The organism is Mycobacterium sp. SA01 (assembly GCF_041287105.1).
Lineage (GTDB): Bacteria > Actinomycetota > Actinomycetes > Mycobacteriales > Mycobacteriaceae > Mycobacterium.
The window spans coordinates 431,444-446,641 of record NZ_JBGGNO010000018.1 but is presented as its reverse complement, the minus strand read 5'-3'; the positions used below and the strand labels follow the sequence as shown (position 1 = coordinate 446,641).

General features: G+C 65.1%; 12 protein-coding genes and 2 pseudogenes. 9 read left to right on the top strand and 5 right to left on the bottom strand.

The features are described 5' to 3' along the window. Positions 1 to 155: 155 nt before the first annotated feature. On the bottom strand, positions 156 to 1,856 hold the full coding sequence (locus AB4879_RS15130) for a hypothetical protein (RefSeq protein ID WP_370508211.1): 1,701 nt from the start codon (positions 1,854 to 1,856) through the stop codon (positions 156 to 158). 91 nt (positions 1,857 to 1,947) lie between these two features. On the opposite strand from AB4879_RS15130, the pseudogene AB4879_RS15125 reads away from it, so the two are divergent. The 3 genes and pseudogenes from AB4879_RS15125 to AB4879_RS15115 form a co-directional block, all read left to right on the top strand. Further along, positions 1,948 to 2,051, top strand: a pseudogene (locus tag AB4879_RS15125) (hypothetical protein); the annotation flags it as partial. Positions 2,052 to 2,063: 12 nt separating this feature from the next. Then, a pseudogene (locus AB4879_RS15120) lies at positions 2,064 to 2,357 on the top strand (DNA processing protein DprA); the annotation flags it as partial. 80 nt (positions 2,358 to 2,437) lie between these two features. Next, positions 2,438 to 3,286 (top strand): siderophore-interacting protein, encoded by an 849-nt coding sequence (locus AB4879_RS15115; protein ID WP_370508210.1) that lies wholly within the window; start codon positions 2,438 to 2,440, stop codon positions 3,284 to 3,286. Here AB4879_RS15115 and AB4879_RS15110 read toward each other — a convergent pair. Together AB4879_RS15110 and AB4879_RS15105 are read right to left on the bottom strand one after the other, a co-directional pair. Continuing rightward, on the bottom strand, positions 3,283 to 6,258 hold the full coding sequence (locus AB4879_RS15110; protein ID WP_370508209.1) for an RND family transporter: 2,976 nt from the start codon (positions 6,256 to 6,258) through the stop codon (positions 3,283 to 3,285). The genes AB4879_RS15115 and AB4879_RS15110 overlap by 4 nt on opposite strands. Then, a complete protein-coding gene (locus tag AB4879_RS15105) occupies positions 6,255 to 6,686 on the bottom strand; it encodes an MmpS family transport accessory protein (RefSeq protein WP_233209257.1) in 432 nt (143 codons plus the stop codon). The genes AB4879_RS15110 and AB4879_RS15105 overlap by 4 nt, the downstream gene beginning before the upstream one ends. A gap of 92 nt (positions 6,687 to 6,778) precedes the next feature. Between AB4879_RS15105 and AB4879_RS15100 the strand changes: the two genes are divergently transcribed. The 3 genes from AB4879_RS15100 to AB4879_RS15090 all read left to right on the top strand — a co-directional run bounded on the left by AB4879_RS15100 (position 6,779) and on the right by AB4879_RS15090 (position 9,536). Beyond that, positions 6,779 to 7,102: a metal-sensitive transcriptional regulator gene (locus AB4879_RS15100; RefSeq protein ID WP_370508208.1), complete on the top strand. Its 324-nt coding sequence runs from the start codon at positions 6,779 to 6,781 to the stop codon at positions 7,100 to 7,102. 305 nt (positions 7,103 to 7,407) lie between these two features. After that, on the top strand, positions 7,408 to 8,553 hold the full coding sequence (locus AB4879_RS15095; protein ID WP_370508207.1) for a transporter substrate-binding domain-containing protein: 1,146 nt from the start codon (positions 7,408 to 7,410) through the stop codon (positions 8,551 to 8,553). A gap of 65 nt (positions 8,554 to 8,618) precedes the next feature. After that, entirely contained in the window at positions 8,619 to 9,536 is a 918-nt protein-coding gene (locus AB4879_RS15090; protein WP_370508206.1) for a tyrosine recombinase XerC, read from the top strand. 4 nt (positions 9,537 to 9,540) lie between these two features. Here the strand turns inward: AB4879_RS15090 and AB4879_RS15085 are convergent, their stop codons facing one another. Both AB4879_RS15085 and AB4879_RS15080 read right to left on the bottom strand, forming a co-directional pair. Next, the gene (locus AB4879_RS15085; protein WP_370508205.1) at positions 9,541 to 10,971 is read right to left on the bottom strand and encodes a YdiU family protein; all 1,431 of its coding nucleotides are present in this window, start codon (positions 10,969 to 10,971) and stop codon (positions 9,541 to 9,543) included. Between the two features lie 101 nt (positions 10,972 to 11,072). Beyond that, the gene (locus AB4879_RS15080; RefSeq protein WP_370508204.1) at positions 11,073 to 11,564 is read right to left on the bottom strand and encodes a M23 family metallopeptidase; all 492 of its coding nucleotides are present in this window, start codon (positions 11,562 to 11,564) and stop codon (positions 11,073 to 11,075) included. Between the two features lie 299 nt (positions 11,565 to 11,863). Here AB4879_RS15080 and rpsB point away from each other — a divergent pair, with 299 nt between their 5' ends. From rpsB to AB4879_RS15065, 3 genes are all read left to right on the top strand, one after another. After that, entirely contained in the window at positions 11,864 to 12,700 is an 837-nt protein-coding gene (gene rpsB, locus AB4879_RS15075) for a 30S ribosomal protein S2 (RefSeq protein WP_370508203.1), read from the top strand. An 18-nt stretch (positions 12,701 to 12,718) separates the two neighbouring features. Then, positions 12,719 to 13,534: a translation elongation factor Ts gene (gene tsf, locus AB4879_RS15070; protein ID WP_102806855.1), complete on the top strand. Its 816-nt coding sequence runs from the start codon at positions 12,719 to 12,721 to the stop codon at positions 13,532 to 13,534. Between the two features lie 136 nt (positions 13,535 to 13,670). Next, positions 13,671 to 15,098, top strand: coding sequence for an amidase (locus AB4879_RS15065; RefSeq protein WP_370508202.1), 1,428 nt, complete (start codon positions 13,671 to 13,673; stop codon positions 15,096 to 15,098). Positions 15,099 to 15,198: the final 100 nt, after the last annotated feature.

Sequence of the window (15,198 nt, the reverse complement as noted above, 5' to 3'; positions counted from 1 at the left end):
AATCGCCGGTCGGGGTCTACGTCTCCGTGGCCCTGTCTCCCTTCACAATTCCGGGATCAGGGAGGCCTCATTCATCCCCTTGGTACGGGGAAAGCGGAACCCCCGGCACCTGGGCCCGGGGTTCTGTTATTGCCCTTTCCCGCATCGGAATCCTCTTACGGTTCGTCCCCCTTGGCGTCCTGGGGGATTGAGGTTTCTGCTTCTGCTTCGTTGGAAAGGTCTGCTTCGTCGGTCACTGGAATGGCCGTGCCAGTTACAGGGTCGATGCGGATCTTTCCCTCTCGTTCTAGCGTTTCAAACGCTTTCTTCAACTCTTGACCAAAATACTCACCGCCAGAAAGTCCTGTGTCATCTCGTATGAGGGCGTTCATTCTAATGAGTGCTTCGCCTACCCGTGCCTCTTCTGCTGTGGCTGCTTCCCTCGATTGCTTGGCCATCTCACGGCCCCCTGCGATGGCTTGGCGGGCCATCGCTGACATGAACAGAATTCCTGGAACGCGTTGCTCCATTTCTTCGGTCGTCGAGACGAATCTGAGGGTTTTCGGCGGCACGAAAGTGAAGTCAGAGCTGTTGAAAAACATCTGCCCACTTTCGATTTCGCCCCTGGTGGGTTCTCTTGAAAGCTCGACTTCGAATACGTATTTCGTGTAAGCGCCCAACCTCGGCCAGCTGTGACTCGCTGGAGAGTCTGGCAGGGTATCGCTCTTTCGAATTGCGATGACGCGTAGCTCACTCGGCTCGGCAGTGCGCTTAGGTGATCCACCTCGTAACTTATGCACGATGCGATTCAGCCGCGATAATTTCGTCGGACGCAGTATATCGCCGTCTACCTCTGGGTAAACGGGGTGAAAAGAGTTCAGCTCCAACGTGGTCCATAACCAGGTATGCCCGTTCAATTCATCCTCGGGGTCGTCCTCGACCCGATGGCTGTGGGCGTGCAGAGGTTCGAACACTGATCCGTGCCCCGTTACTAGCCGCACGACATCTTCTAGGATCTGTTGTTCTCTCAAAGGTCCATTACCCCAACACATGTTGAATCTCCAGAAGCCGTCATGAGGCTTCCGCAGCATCGCAACCACGAAGTGGCCCGGAAGATAGGGGAGGCCACCTTCTGGCGAGCCGTTGCGATACCCATTCAAGTCTGAGGGGATTTCCCCTCGGGCCATAGAAGTAACCTCCCAGTCTCGCAGGACTTGTAAGAGGTCAGGTTTCGGTCCATCTCGGTCAACTATGGAATGGACTTGCTGCGCATACAGTTTCGGGGTCCGGTGTTCTAGGAATTGCTTTTTCTCTTGGCGCCCAGCGAATTTAGAGGCTATCCGCATCGTCATCCCCAGCTCAAACATCAGTTCACCGACTGCTGTTAGCGCCTGCTCACGTTGTTCTAGGGACGCTGCGTGGGTAGTGCGTGGCAGGGGGAGTGCCTGGAATGCCAGTTTGTCGAGGTGGTCGGAGACCACACCGGCCATGGTGACTACAGGAACGTCTGCCACGAGCATCAACGCTTGGTATTGCTGCAACAGTTCTGCTTCTAGGTCTCGGACTGTGCCTAGCACCTTCAGCCTGTCTTCTTCGCTGATGCCTTCGCGTGCCAGGTGGGCCAACTTCAACGCGGTGCGATGAAAATTTTGGTTGGCTTCTATTTTCCGTTCGGCGAGCCACTTACTGCGCTCCCTCCTACGGGTCAGTTCGGCGGTGACGATGGCAGCTAGAAGGCTTCCGAAGCCGAGGATGGTCAGGAATTGGATCCAGGTCGGCCCGGTTGTTGCTGTGGCCGCCGCGTCCGCTAGTACGCCGACTTCGCCAAGAGATGTCATAAGCAATGTCGCCGCCGGTCCGAAACCGGGTGATGCCACCAGCGAGTCATAGCGGAATCGTTGCACCGATGAGGGGGACCGCAGCCATGACGCGCCGCACGGCAGGCGCAGGACCTGCGAAATCGAGGCGTTAGCCGTCGCGTGGACATTGGCGGATCTGGCCGGCCGCACGACGCCGAACATCGACGACGCGGCGGTGGCGTGAGTTTCCGTAAGTCAGGAGCAAAGCCATGAGCGATGACGTGACGCAACGGTGCCGAGCTGGTGACGCGAGCCGACGAGGTCGTCGAATTGGTCGGTCGGGCCGGCGAATTCGCCGACGAGGAGCCGCGACCGGTTGGCGTGCTCGACGGTCTGAGCGACCCCGAGAAGCAGGTGTACGAGGCGCTGCCGGCCCGCGGGGTGCGCAGCGCCGATGACATCGCGGTGGCGTCCGGTCTGGCGCCTACGGCAGTGCTCGGCCCGCTGGCGATGCTGGAGATCGCCGGACTTGCCCGCCGTGAGGAGGGTTGCTGGCGGCTGGTGCGCAGGCCGGCCTGACGATGTAGACGGCCGGAACACACGCTCGAAACGTATAGTCGAGCCGGTTGGCTATCGATTTTCTTTCGTCGGGAGGCGATGTGGCGGGTCGACCACTACACACATTTCAGGTCGTCAGTACCGAGCAGCTGGCGCCGCACATGGTGCGCGTCGTCCTCGGCGGTACCGGGTTCGACACGTTCACACCCGGTGAGTTCACCGACTCCTACGTCAAGTTCGTCTTCGTGCGCGACGACATCGACGTCACGTCGCTGCCGCACCCGCTGACGCTCGACAGCTTCAAGGACTTCCCGCCCGAACAGCAGCCCACCGTGCGCACCTACACCGTGCGCCGCGTCGACCCGCAGGCTCGTCAGATCACCGTCGACTTCGTGGTCCACGGTGAGCACGGCGTGGCCGGACCGTGGGCGGCGGCCGCCACACCCGGCGACACCGTCTACCTGATGGGCCCCGGCGGGGCGTACGCGCCCGACCCGGCCGCCGACTGGCATCTGTTCGCCGGCGACGAGGCAGGACTCCCAGCCATCAGCGCAGCCCTGGAAGCGTTGCCGCCCAACGCTGTTGGCAAGGCCTTCATCGAGGTGGCCGGACCCGAGGACGAAGTCGAGCTCAACGCGCCGGAGTCCGTGGCCATCAATTGGATCTACCGCGGCGGGCGCGCCGACCTGGTCGGCGACGACCGGGCCGGTGACAACGCGCCGCTGATCGAGGCCGTCACCACCACCTTGTGGCTCCCGGGCCAGGTGCAGGTCTTCATCCACGGTGAAGCCCAAGCCGTCATGCACAACCTGCGCCCCTACATCCGCAAGGAGCGCGGAGTCGACGCCAAGTGGGCCTCCATCTCCGGCTACTGGCGGCGCGGCCGCACCGAAGAGACGTTCAAGCAGTGGAAGCGTGAACTCGCCGAGGCCGAAGCCGGGGAGGCTTAAGCCGGCGCGATCGCCTCGGTGTCATTCTCGGGTTCGGGCTTGATGTCCCGCTCGGCTGGGACCGCGCGCATCCGCTCGCTGTAGGCCGGCCGCTGCCGGACCCGCAGCGGCCACCAGAACCAGGGTCCGAGGATCGCGGCGATCGACGGTGTCATCAAGGACCGCACGATCAACGTGTCGAGCAACAGGCCGATGCCGATCGTCATCCCGCCCTGACCGACGTTGAGCAGGTCACCGGAGATCATCGAACCCATCGTGAAGGCGAACACCAGTCCGGCCGCGGTGACCACAGTGCCGGTACTGCCCATCGACCGGATGATGCCGGTGTTGATACCCGCGCCGATCTCCTCCTTGAATCGCGACACCAGCAGCAGGTTGTAGTCGCTGCCGACGGCCATCAAGATGATCACTGCGAACGCCAGCACAATCCAGTTCAATTCGATGCCCACGATCCGCTCGAAGATGAACACCGACAGGCCGAAGGCGGCACCCAGCGAGATCACCACCGTCCCGACGATCACCATCGACGCCACCAGGGCGCGCGTGATGATCAGCATCACGATGAAGATCAGTGTCAGAGCGGCGAACGCGGCGATCATGGTGTCGTATTTGGCTCCCGCCTGCACGTCTCGGTACGTGGCCGCCGTGCCGGTCAGGTAGACGTCCGCATTGGCCAGCGCGGTGCCCTTGATCGCCTCGTGCGCGGCGGTCAGCTGGTCGTCGACCACCGAGATGCCGGCTTCCGATGCGGGATTCACATCATGGGTCACAATAAGCCGGGCCGCTTTGCCGTCCGGTGAGAGGAACAGCTTCAGCCCCTTCTGGAAGTCCGGGTTGGCGAACACCTCCGGCGGCAGGTAGAAGTAGTCGTCGCTTTTGGAGGCGTCGAACGCCTCACCCATCGCGGTGGCCGTGTCGGTCATCTGCTGCATCTGCTGGATCAACCCGTCGAAGCTGCTGTGGATGGTCTGCAGGGTGTGCTGCATCGTCGTGGCGGTTGCGATGATCGGGCCGAACTGCTGCACCATCTGCGGCACCAGCGCGTCGATGCTGTCCATGCCGTTGACCATCTTGTCCATGCCGTCGACCATCGCCGTCATGTCGGTCTGCAGTGCGGCCATGTTGTCGCTGAACGTGTTGACGCCGTCCATCGCGTCGAACGCCGAGCGCACCGCAAAGCAGGCCGGGATGTTGAAACAGTTTGGCTCCCAGTAGAAATAATTACGGAACGGCCGCACCTCGTCGTCGAAGTTGGCGATGTTATCGCGCATCTGGTCCAGCGTGGCCTTCATGGTGTCCATGTCGGCGACGCTGCGGTGCGCTGACTCCACCATGCCGTGGCCCGCGCCGACGGTGGTGTGCATGGCGTCGGAGAACTTCACCATCAACGCTTGCAGCTGAGTCATCGATCCGATCATCGCGCCCATGTCGTCACTCATCTTGCTGATGTCGCCGACGCGCTGCTTCAAGAACTGCAGGTTCTGGGTGATCGGTACCGAGGACATGCTGATCTGGTAGGGGATGGAGCTGTGGGCGATGGGGGAGCCCAGCGGACGGGTGATGCTCTGCACCATTGCGATGCCTTTGATTCTGAACAGCGCCTTGGCAATCCGGTCGAGCACAATCATGTCGGTGGGGTTGCGCATGTCGTGGTCCGACTCGATGGTCATGATGTCGGGGTTGAGTCGCGCTGTGCTGAAGTGCTTTTCGGCCGCCGTGTATCCGACGTTGGCCGGCACGTCGGAGGGAATGTAGCGGCGGTCGTCATAGCTCGTCTTGTAGCCGATCATGGCCAGCAGGCCGAGCAGCACGATGCTGGTCGCCGCGGCGAGAATGGGTTTGGGCCAGCGGACTGTTGCGGTGCCGACCTTGCGCCACCCCCTGGTCTTCATCATCCGCTTGGGATCGAGCAGACCGAATCGGCTGGCGACGACCAGGATGGCCGGGGCGACGGTCAGTGCGGCGGCGACGACGATGATCAGGGCCAGGGCTGACGGGTAGGCCAGCGAATTGAAGTAGGACAGCCGGGTCAGCCGCAACGTCAGCATGGCGCCCGCGATGGTCAGCCCGGAGCCCAGGATGACGTGGCCGACGCCGTGGAATGCGCTGTAATAGGCCGATTCCGGATCCTCGCCGTTCTGTCGGGCTTCGTGGTAGCGACCGATCAGGAAGATCGCGTAGTCGGTGCCCGCTGCGATCGACAATGCCGTCATCAGCGGAACCGAGAACGTCGAGAAGTCCATGATTCCGAGGTGGCCGATCACCGCGACCGCGCCGCGGGCGGCACCCATCTCGATGCCGACGATCGCCAATATGAGCAGCACGGTGCTCACCGATCGGTAGACCAAGGCCAGCATGATCGTGATGACGATCATCGTGACCACGGTCATCTTGATCATGCCGCGGTCACTGGCTTCGAGTGAATCCGTGGTCAGCGGCGCAGGCCCGGTGACATAGGCGTGTAGCCCTGCGGGAGGCGGGGTTTGGTCGATGATCGTGCGCACAGCATCCACCGAGTGGTTGCCTTCGGTGCTGCCCTGGTCGCCGGCCAGGTTCAGCTGGACGTAGGCGGCCTTGCCGTCACTGCTCTGGACGCCGGCGGCGGTGATCATGTCGCCCCAGAAGTCCTGAACGTGCTCCACGTGCTTGGGGTCGGCCTTGAACTTCTCGACGAGGGTCTGGTAGTAGCGGTGCGCCGCGTCGCCCAGGGGTTGATCGCCGACGAGCACCACCATGGCGATGCTGTCCGACGTGGACTCCTGAAATTTCTGCCCCATCCGCTTGGCGGCGATCACCGCCGGCGCGTCCTGCGGTGACATCGATACGGCATTGGCCATGCCGACCTTCTCGACCTGCGGGACAAGCAGATTCACGGCTGCGGTGAATGCCACCCAGACCAGGATGATCGGAACCGCGAGCGCCCGGATGGTGCGGGGGACCCGGGTCCGGGTTTCCTTGGTGTGGGCGCTCATGCGGCTTTGTCCAGACAGAAGGCTTGCGCGTCACGGCCGTTGGCGAAATTCTCGGCGACGAGTTTGTCGTCGACCAGGATCCGGCACCCCAGAGCATCGGTATCGCCCTGGGCGACCACATTTGCCAGCACGCCGGGATCGGTGGTGCTCACCGTCACCGACCAGGGCAACTCCGTGAAGGCGGCCTCGATCGTTTTGCCGTTGACGTCGAGGTAGCTGATCCGCCCGGATGCCTCTGCGGGACCGACGATCTCATAGGTCACCCGCTTGGTGTTGATGGGCTTGATGGCGTCTGCCGGCATCGCGGCGGCGAGATAGGGCTTGTCGGAGTCAAAGAACGTTCGAAGCCGGCCGACCACACCGACCGCGGCGAGTAGAGCGATCACCACCATCGCTGCCACCCAAAACCGTTTCAGCAAGCCAAGCATTGGCGGCATCTCCCTCTCGTGTGACGCGACTCAGGCCGCAGCCCGTGGACGGCGACAATCTAGTCATACCATAGGGGGTATGGTATACAGAAATGGTGGGAACCGAGAAAGTCGACGTCGTCGACGTCGAGAAAGGCCATCAGCCGCAGTGTGATGCGGCCGTCGCCGGCGCGTTGACACGGCTGCGCCGTGTGCACGGTCAACTCGGCGGTGTGATCGGGATGATCGAAGAGGGTCGCGGGTGCAAGGATGTCGTCACTCAGCTCGCAGCGGTGTCAAAGGCTTTGGACCGTGCGGGTTTCACGATCATCGCGACCGGCCTGCGCGAATGCATCGACCCGGCCGCCGCCGGGCGCGAAGGCGCCCAGAAGTTGACGATCGACGAGTTGGAGAAATTGTTCTTGAGCCTGGCCTGACGCCGGCTCTTCCGGAAAGGAGATCACGATGTGCCGAGCTGTGAATTGTCGGGTGTGCGGGAAGACGACGTGGTCGGGGTGTGGCATGCACGTCGATCAAGTACGTCGCGGCGTGCCTGCCGGCCAGTGGTGCTCGGGTCACGCCGAGAGCGAGGCGCCGCGGTCGCGCTGGAATCCGTTCAAGCGGTCCTGACGCCGGCAACCCACAGCCGTTGGTGCGCACAGTGGCGCCGACGCTCTGTCGGTGGCGGGCGAACAGTTGACTCTGCGCGATAGCCTCGGAGGGTTCCCGACAAGCGAGGTGAGTGGTTCTGCGTTCTTATCGACTGGTCGCGGTGTCGGTTCTCGTGTGGGTGGCCGGCCTCGGGCTGATCGGCGCACCGCGGGCGGCGGCGCAACCCGCTCCCGAGGACGGATCACAACAGGTCACCGTCGCGATTCACCGCCTCGAGCCATTTGTGATGAAGACCAGCACCGGGGAGTGGACCGGGTTCAGCATCGACCTATGGACCGAGATCGCCAGGCGGCTCGGCTGGAGCACCGACTACCTCGCTACCGACGACGTCAACGGCCAACTCGCCGCGGTGGCCGACGGCAGGGCCGATCTGGCGGTAGGCGCGATCTCCTTGACCGCCCAACGCGAAAAGTCCTTCGACTTCTCGCAGCCCACACTCGATGCCGGGCTGCAGATAATGGTGCCCGTCCACCACACCCGACCGTCGGTGCCGGGCCTGGGGGGTTTCCTCGATCTGTTGTGGAGCCGGACCATGTTGATCTGGCTCAGCGCCGCCGTCGTGGTGAGTGTGGTCCCGGCGCACATCTTCTGGTTCATTGAACGTCGTACCGCCAAACCGGTTGTCTCGAGGTCATACTTCCCGGGCATATTCCAGGCGTTCGGTTGGGGAATCGGGTCGCTCGTCGGCAAGAACAGCACCGCGGCCACCCAGTCGGTCACCCGTGCGCTGGCGATTCTGTGGGGCTTCGCGGGCATTGTCTTTGTGTCCTTCTACTCCGCGAACCTGAGCGCCACACTGACCGTGGCGAAGCTGGAGTCCAAGATCAGTGGTCCGGCGGATTTGTATGGCAAGTCGGTGGCGACGGTGGCCGATACGACCGCCTCGTCGTACTTGCGCGGCATGGGCATCGAAGCGACCGAGACCCGTACGATCGACGACTCCTACCACCTGCTCAACAACGCCGATTACGACGCGGTCGTGTTCGACGCGCCGGTGCTCCGCTATTACGCCGCACACCGCGGCGAGGGTGCCGTCGCATTGGCCGGTCCGGTCTTCCAGGACGAAAGCCAGGGCTATGTCTTTGCCATCAACAGCCCGTTGCGCAAACCGATCAACCAAACGGTGTTCCTGATGCGCGAGGACGGCACCTACAACTTGATCAAGGAGAAATGGTTCGGCGACGACGAGGCAACCTCGGCAAGCAGTGCAAATTAGCGGCTGTTTCGGACACGCCGGGCCGCTCGCTCCCGTAATGCCCGCGCGTCTGCGAACGTAGCGGAGTGGACCCGAGCGACTACGCGGCGATCCTCGACGATTACGCCGAGTACCTCGCGCTGGAGCGCGCCCGCTCCGAGCACACTCAACGGGCCTATCTCACCGATGTGAAATCGCTGTTGGCCTTCCTCGACGAGCGCGCCCCGGGCGCCGGGCTGGGCGGACTGAGCCTGCCGATCCTGCGCTCCTGGCTGGCCGCGCAATCCGCCGCCGGAGCGGCCCGCACGACCCTGGCCAGGCGCACCTCGGCAGTCAAGACGTTCACCGCCTGGGCCGTCCGGCGCGGTCTGCTTGCTGACGACCCCGCGGTCCGGCTTCAGCTGCCCAAGGCCCGTCGCACCCTGCCCGCGGTACTGCGTCAGGATCAGGCGCTGGCCGCCATGGCCGCCGCCGACCTCGGCGCCGAGCAGGGCGACCCGCTGGCGCTGCGTGACCGGCTGATCGTTGAGCTGCTCTACGCCACCGGCATCCGCGTCAGCGAACTGTGCGGCCTGGACATCGACGACGTCGACACCGGCCGGCGGGTGCTGCGCGTTCTGGGCAAGGGCAACAAACAACGTACGGTCCCGTTCGGGGCGCCGGCGCTGGCCGCGCTCACTGCCTGGCTGACCGACGGCAGGCCCGAACTGGCCACCCCCGACTCCGGTCCTGCGCTGCTGCTCGGGACGCGCGGCAAGCGACTCGACCCCCGCCAGGCCCGCACGGTTGTGCACCAAACGATGTCGGCGGTCGACGGGGCGCCCGACATCGGACCGCACGGTCTGCGGCACAGCGCGGCCACCCATCTACTCGAGGGCGGCGCCGACTTGCGCATCGTCCAGGAGATCCTCGGTCACTCGACGTTGGCGACCACGCAGCTCTACACCCATGTGACGGTCGCGCGCCTGCGCGCAGTGCACGATCAGGCTCACCCGCGCGCCTGAGAATCTAAGTGCCGCAGAATGTTTGAAAGCAGCGGCCGAAATCTTCCGGTGCGGGCTCGGCGTAGCGTTCGAACCCCGCACGCTCGTCGTACGGCGAGCTGAGCGCCACCAGCAGCCGCGTGAACGGCTCGAGGTCGCCCACCGTGGCCGCGGTCAGTGCCTCCTCGACGAGGTGATTGCGGGGGATGTACACCGGATTGACCCGGCGCATCGCTTCGACGTCCGGGCTCAGGCTGCGCCACCGGGTCGCCCACGCCTCGAACGGTGGCTCGATGACACCCTCGGCGAGCCGACGGAAGAACGAGGTGTAGTCGACGCGCTCGCCTTCGAGTAGCTCCACCAGATCCTCGGTGAGTTGCAGGGCGGGTGCGTGCTCGACCTCGGCACCCAGTCCGAGCTTTCGGCGCATGCCCGCCAACCACGCCGAGGAGTACCGCGGCGCGAACTGCTGCAGCGATTCGGTCGCCAGCTCGACAGCGCGGTCCTGATCCTCATCGATCAGCCCGAGCAGCGTCTCGGCGAAGCGGGCGAGATTCCAGGTGGCGACGGAAGGTTGGTTGCCGTAGGCGTAGCGGCCCCACGAGTCGATCGAACTGAACACCGTCTTGGGGTCGAAGGCGTCCATGAAAGCGCATGGCCCGTAGTCGATCGTCTCACCCGAGATCGTCATGTTGTCGGTGTTCATCACGCCATGGATGAAGCCGACCAGCATCCACTGCGCGACGAGGTGGGCCTGAGCGGCGATCACCGAGTCGAGCAGCGCCAGATACGGATTGTCGGCTTCGGCGGCGGCCGGGTGGTGCCTGCTGATCGCATGGTCGGCGAGTCGTCGCAGCACCTCGAGTTCGCCTGCGGCCCCGACATATTGGAAGCTGCCGACGCGCAGATGGCTGGACGCGACACGGGCGAGGACGGCGCCCTCCAGCTGGGTCTCGCGCTGGACGATGCGCCCGGTGGCCACGACCGACAGCGAGCGGGTGGTCGGAATGCCCAGCGCGTGCATCGCCTCGCTGATCAGGTATTCACGCAGCATCGGACCGACCGCCGCCAGGCCGTCGCCGCCGCGGGCGAACGGCGTGCGGCCTGATCCCTTGAGATGCAGATCGCGTAACCGCCCGTCGGCGTCGGTGAGTTCACCGAGCAGCAGTGCGCGGCCATCGCCCAGGCGCGGCACCCAGCCACCGAACTGGTGACCGGCATACCCCTGCGCGACGGGCTCGGCGTCCGCGGGCAGCTGAGTCCCGACAAGTAGCCCGATTCCGTCGGGACTGCGCAGCCAGGCGGGGTTCACCCCCAGCTCGGCGGCCAGCGTCTCGTTGAGCACGAGCAGCCGTGGGTCAGGGGCGGCTTCGGCCTGCCAGCGCAGCGCGATCTCGGGCAACTCGGTGGCGAATCGGTGGCCGAGGACGACGGTCGTGTCGGGCGCGATGCTCATTACCGACCAGCCTACGGAGAATTACTTCTCGCGAGCAGACACCAACTCGCAATTTCGAGAGCCAGTTCGTACGAGTTTGTGTCTGCTCGCGGTGGGGATTCTCACCCCGCCAGCGGCTTGAGCCGAACCGGCGTGCCGGCCAGCAGACCCAGCGGATCGATGTAGTCGGCTCGCGACGCCGGCCCCCACATCGCCCCCCAATGCAGGCACGCCGGCGCCGGGCAGCCCGCATGCCCGGGCAACAGCCGGCCCAGCGCCGTCGACCCGTCGACGAGCTGACCGACCCGCACCGAGGCCTCGACCGGTTCGTAGCTGGTGCGCAGTCCGCCGGCATGCGCCAACGACACCACCGGGCGCCCCGCCAACCTCCCGGCGAAGACCACCGTCGCCGGGCCTGCGGCGTAAACCGGCTGGTCAGGCGTCCCGGCCAGGTCCACGCCGCGGTGACCGCGCTGCCAGTCCGGCGACGGTGCGTCGAAGGCCCTGGTCACCGACGGCGGAGGCCGCAGCGGCCACACCAGCCGGCCCGCGTCGGCACGCCCGGCGCCCGCACCCACCAGCAACGCCGCCACCACCACCGCAATGACCCGCATCACTCCAGTTCAGCGCGATATTCGCCGAGACGAAAGCCGCCAGGAGCCATCCTGTGGACGGGCGCCGCGCTGTGGACAAAGCACCCCTTCGAGCGGTGTAAACTTTCCCCTGCAACTCGCGCGAGCGGGTTGACTTCGCGCGCCTGTTCCGCAAGTTCGCCACGTCGACACTTGCACCACGCATGCCGGTTGGTCTCGTCCGAGGTTTCACAACGACGGGTCGGCACGCCTCAGGCGCCAGGGCTTGGCTTCACCCGAAGCCGGGCGACAACCGACAACACATAAGGAATGGCCGACCCATGGCTGTTGTAACCATGAAGCAGCTGCTTGACAGCGGCACGCACTTCGGGCACCAGACCCGACGCTGGAACCCCAAGATGAAGCGGTTCATCTTCACCGACCGCAACGGCATCTACATCATCGATCTGCAGCAGACGCTGACCTACATCGATCAGGCCTACGAGTTCGTCAAGGAGACCGTCGCCCACGGCGGCACCATCCTGTTCGTCGGCACCAAGAAGCAGGCCCAGGAATCCATCGCCGAAGAGGCGACGCGCGTCGGCATGCCGTACGTGAACCAGCGCTGGCTGGGTGGCATGCTCACCAACTTCCAGACCGTGCACAAGCGCCTTCAGCGGATGAAGGAGCTCGAGGCCATGGAGCAGACCGGTGGCTTCGAGGGTCGCACCAAGAAGGAAATCTTGATGCTGACCCGCGAGAAGACCAAGCTCGAGCGCAGCCTCGGCGGTATTCGGGACATGGCGAAGGTGCCGTCTGCGGTGTGGGTCGTCGACACCAACAAGGAACACCTCGCGATCAGCGAGGCCATCAAGCTCGGCATCCCGGTCATCGCGATCCTGGACACCAACTGCGACCCCGATCAGGTCAACTACCCGATCCCGGGCAACGACGACGCGATCCGCTCCGCGGCGCTGCTCACCAAGGTGATCGCCTCCGCGGTGGCCGAGGGTCTGCAGGCACGCTCCGGCGGTTCGGGCGACAAGGCTGACTCCGGTTCCGGAGCCGCGGCCGAGCCGCTCGCCGAGTGGGAGCAGGAGCTGCTCGCCAGCGCAACCGCGTCGGCCCCCAACGACGCTGGGCCGGTCGCCACCGAAACCACCACTGAAGGTTCTTAGTTTTTAGGGAAGGGCCACATGGCTAACTACACCGCTGCCGACGTCAAGCGGCTTCGGGAGCTCACCGGTGCGGGCATGCTCGACTGCAAGAACGCCCTGGCGGAGAGCGACGGCGACTTCGACAAGGCTGTCGAAGCGCTGCGCATCAAGGGTGCCAAGGACGTCGGCAAGCGCGCTGAGCGTGCCACCGCCGAAGGCCTGGTCGCCGCCAAGGGCGGGGCGATGATCGAGCTCAACTCCGAGACCGATTTCGTCGCCAAGAACGCCGAGTTCCAGAAATTGGCCAACGACGTGGTCGCCGCCGCGGCGGAGTCCAAGGCCGCCGACGTGGAGGCCCTCAAGGCCGCCAAGATCGGCGACACGACAGTCGAGGAAGCCGTCGCGGCACTCTCGGCCAAGATCGGCGAGAAGCTCGAACTGCGCCGCGCGGCGTACTTCGACGGCAACGTCGAGGCCTACCTGCACAAGCGTGCCGCCGACCTGCCGCCCGCCGTGGGCGTGCTGGTCGAATACACCGGCGACAACACCGAGGCGGCACACTCGGTGGCGCTGCAGATCGCCGCGCTGAAGGCCAAGTACCTGACCCGTGACGACGTCCCCGCCGACATCGTGGCCAACGAGCGCCACATCGCGGAGGAGACCGCCAAGGCCGAAGGTAAGCCCGAGCAGGCACTGCCCAAGATCATCGAGGGCAGGGTCACCGGCTTCTACAAGGACGTCGTGCTGCTCGACCAGCCGTCGGTGTCCGACAGCAAGAAGACCGTCAAGGCGCTGCTCGACGAGGCCGGCGTGACCGTGACCCGGTTCGTCCGGTTCGAGGTCGGCCAGGCCTAGCGCCCGACACCAAACTTGGGCGGAACACCAACCGCCCACTGGAAAACCCCGCGCCACATCCGGCGATCCCGGAGGCGCGGGGTTTTGCCATGTCGGGATCGCTGCTATTGAACACGTGCCTGCTAGCGTCGGCGGAATGCAACATGTGAACGCCTACCGCGATGACGCGCTCGGCACGATGGACGCCGTCGCTCTGGTCGACGCCCTCCGCACCGGCAAGGTATCCCGCCTCGAGCTCGTGGAGGCCGCCATCGCGCGTACCGAGGCGGTCAACCCCATGCTCAACGGTCTGGCCCATCAGACGTTCGAGCGGGCACTGGCCCGCGCGGCCGCCGGCGGCCACGGATACTTCGACGGGGTGCCGACGTTCATCAAGGACAACGTCGATGTCGAGGGCATGCCGACAATGCAGGGCACCGACGCCTGGGAGCCCCGTCCCCAGCCCGCGCACGGCGAGTTCGCCGGCCTCTTTCTGGCCACCGGCGTGGTGCCCCTGGGCAAGACCCAGCTCTCGGAGTTCGGGTTCAGCGCCTCCGCCGAGCATCCGCGGCTGGGCGCCGTTCGCAATCCGTGGGACACCGACTTCACCGCCGGGGCGTCGTCGTCGGGCTCCGGTGCGTTCGTCGCGGCCGGTGTGGTGCCCATCGCCCACGCCAACGACGGCGGCGGCTCCATCCGCATCCCCGCCGCCTGCAACGGCCTGGTGGGCCTCAAGCCGTCACGGGGCCGGCTACCGCTGGACAAGATGACCCGACAGATGCCGGTGCGCATCGTCAACGACGGGGTGCTGACCCGCAGTGTGCGCGACACCGCCGCGTTCTACCGGGAAGCCGAGCGGGTCTGGCGCGACCGCAAGCTGCCGCCCATCGGCGCGGTGACCGGGCCGAGCACTGCCCGGCTGCGCATCGCCGTCGTCACCCAGTCGGTGGTTCGTCAGGCCGCACCCAGCATCCGGGATCACACCCTGAAGACCGCCGAACTGCTTGCCGGCCTTGGTCATAGCGTCGAATACCTCGACCAGCCGCCGGTGCCGCGCTACTTCTTGGACGACTTCCTGTTGTACTGGGCGTTTCTGGCGATGACGCTGGTGCGCACCGGGCAGCGGACGTTCGGTCAGAGTTTCGACAAGACGAAGCTCGACAATCTCACCCTGGGGCTCGACCGGCACGCCACCCGCAACCTGCACAAGTTGCCGATCGCCATCACGCGGTTGCGCAGGCTGCGGCGAATCACCGCCCGGCTGTATCAGACGTACGACGTGATCCTGATGCCCACGCTCGCCGAGGAGACACCCCGCATCGGTCATCTGGATCCCACCGCGGACTTCCAGCAGATCATGGACCGACTGATCGACTGGGTGGCATTCACCCCGCTGCAGAACGCAACCGGCGAGCCGGCAATCTCTTTGCCGCTGGCCCAATCCGCGTCCGGCATGCCGGTGGGCATGATGCTGGCCGGGCCACTCGGCCACGAACGCCGACTCCTGGAGCTCGCCTACGAGCTCGAGGCGGCCCAGCCGTGGCCGCGCATCGACACCGCGCACGAACAGCCGCTGCCGCACTAGTTGCCACAGACACCTTGATTTAACAGCCGGGGTGCTCGCGTAACTCGAGTGACATCAGCGGATTCGGTGGCCGAAACAGTCCACGCCGAATATTTTCGGT

What these genes read in the sequence shown, in the direction of transcription:
- AB4879_RS15110 (WP_370508209.1), bottom strand. Translation starts at nt 6,258, where the DNA reads ATGAGCGCCCACACCAAGGAAACCCGGACCCGGGTCCCCCGCACCATC.
- AB4879_RS15065 (WP_370508202.1), top strand. Translation starts at nt 13,671, where the DNA reads ATGCAACATGTGAACGCCTACCGCGATGACGCGCTCGGCACGATGGAC.
- AB4879_RS15080 (WP_370508204.1), bottom strand. Translation starts at nt 11,564, where the DNA reads ATGCGGGTCATTGCGGTGGTGGTGGCGGCGTTGCTGGTGGGTGCGGGC.
- AB4879_RS15105 (WP_233209257.1), bottom strand. Translation starts at nt 6,686, where the DNA reads ATGCTTGGCTTGCTGAAACGGTTTTGGGTGGCAGCGATGGTGGTGATC.
- rpsB (WP_370508203.1), top strand. Translation starts at nt 11,864, where the DNA reads ATGGCTGTTGTAACCATGAAGCAGCTGCTTGACAGCGGCACGCACTTC.
- AB4879_RS15100 (WP_370508208.1), top strand. Translation starts at nt 6,779, where the DNA reads ATGGTGGGAACCGAGAAAGTCGACGTCGTCGACGTCGAGAAAGGCCAT.
- AB4879_RS15085 (WP_370508205.1), bottom strand. Translation starts at nt 10,971, where the DNA reads ATGAGCATCGCGCCCGACACGACCGTCGTCCTCGGCCACCGATTCGCC.
- tsf (WP_102806855.1), top strand. Translation starts at nt 12,719, where the DNA reads ATGGCTAACTACACCGCTGCCGACGTCAAGCGGCTTCGGGAGCTCACC.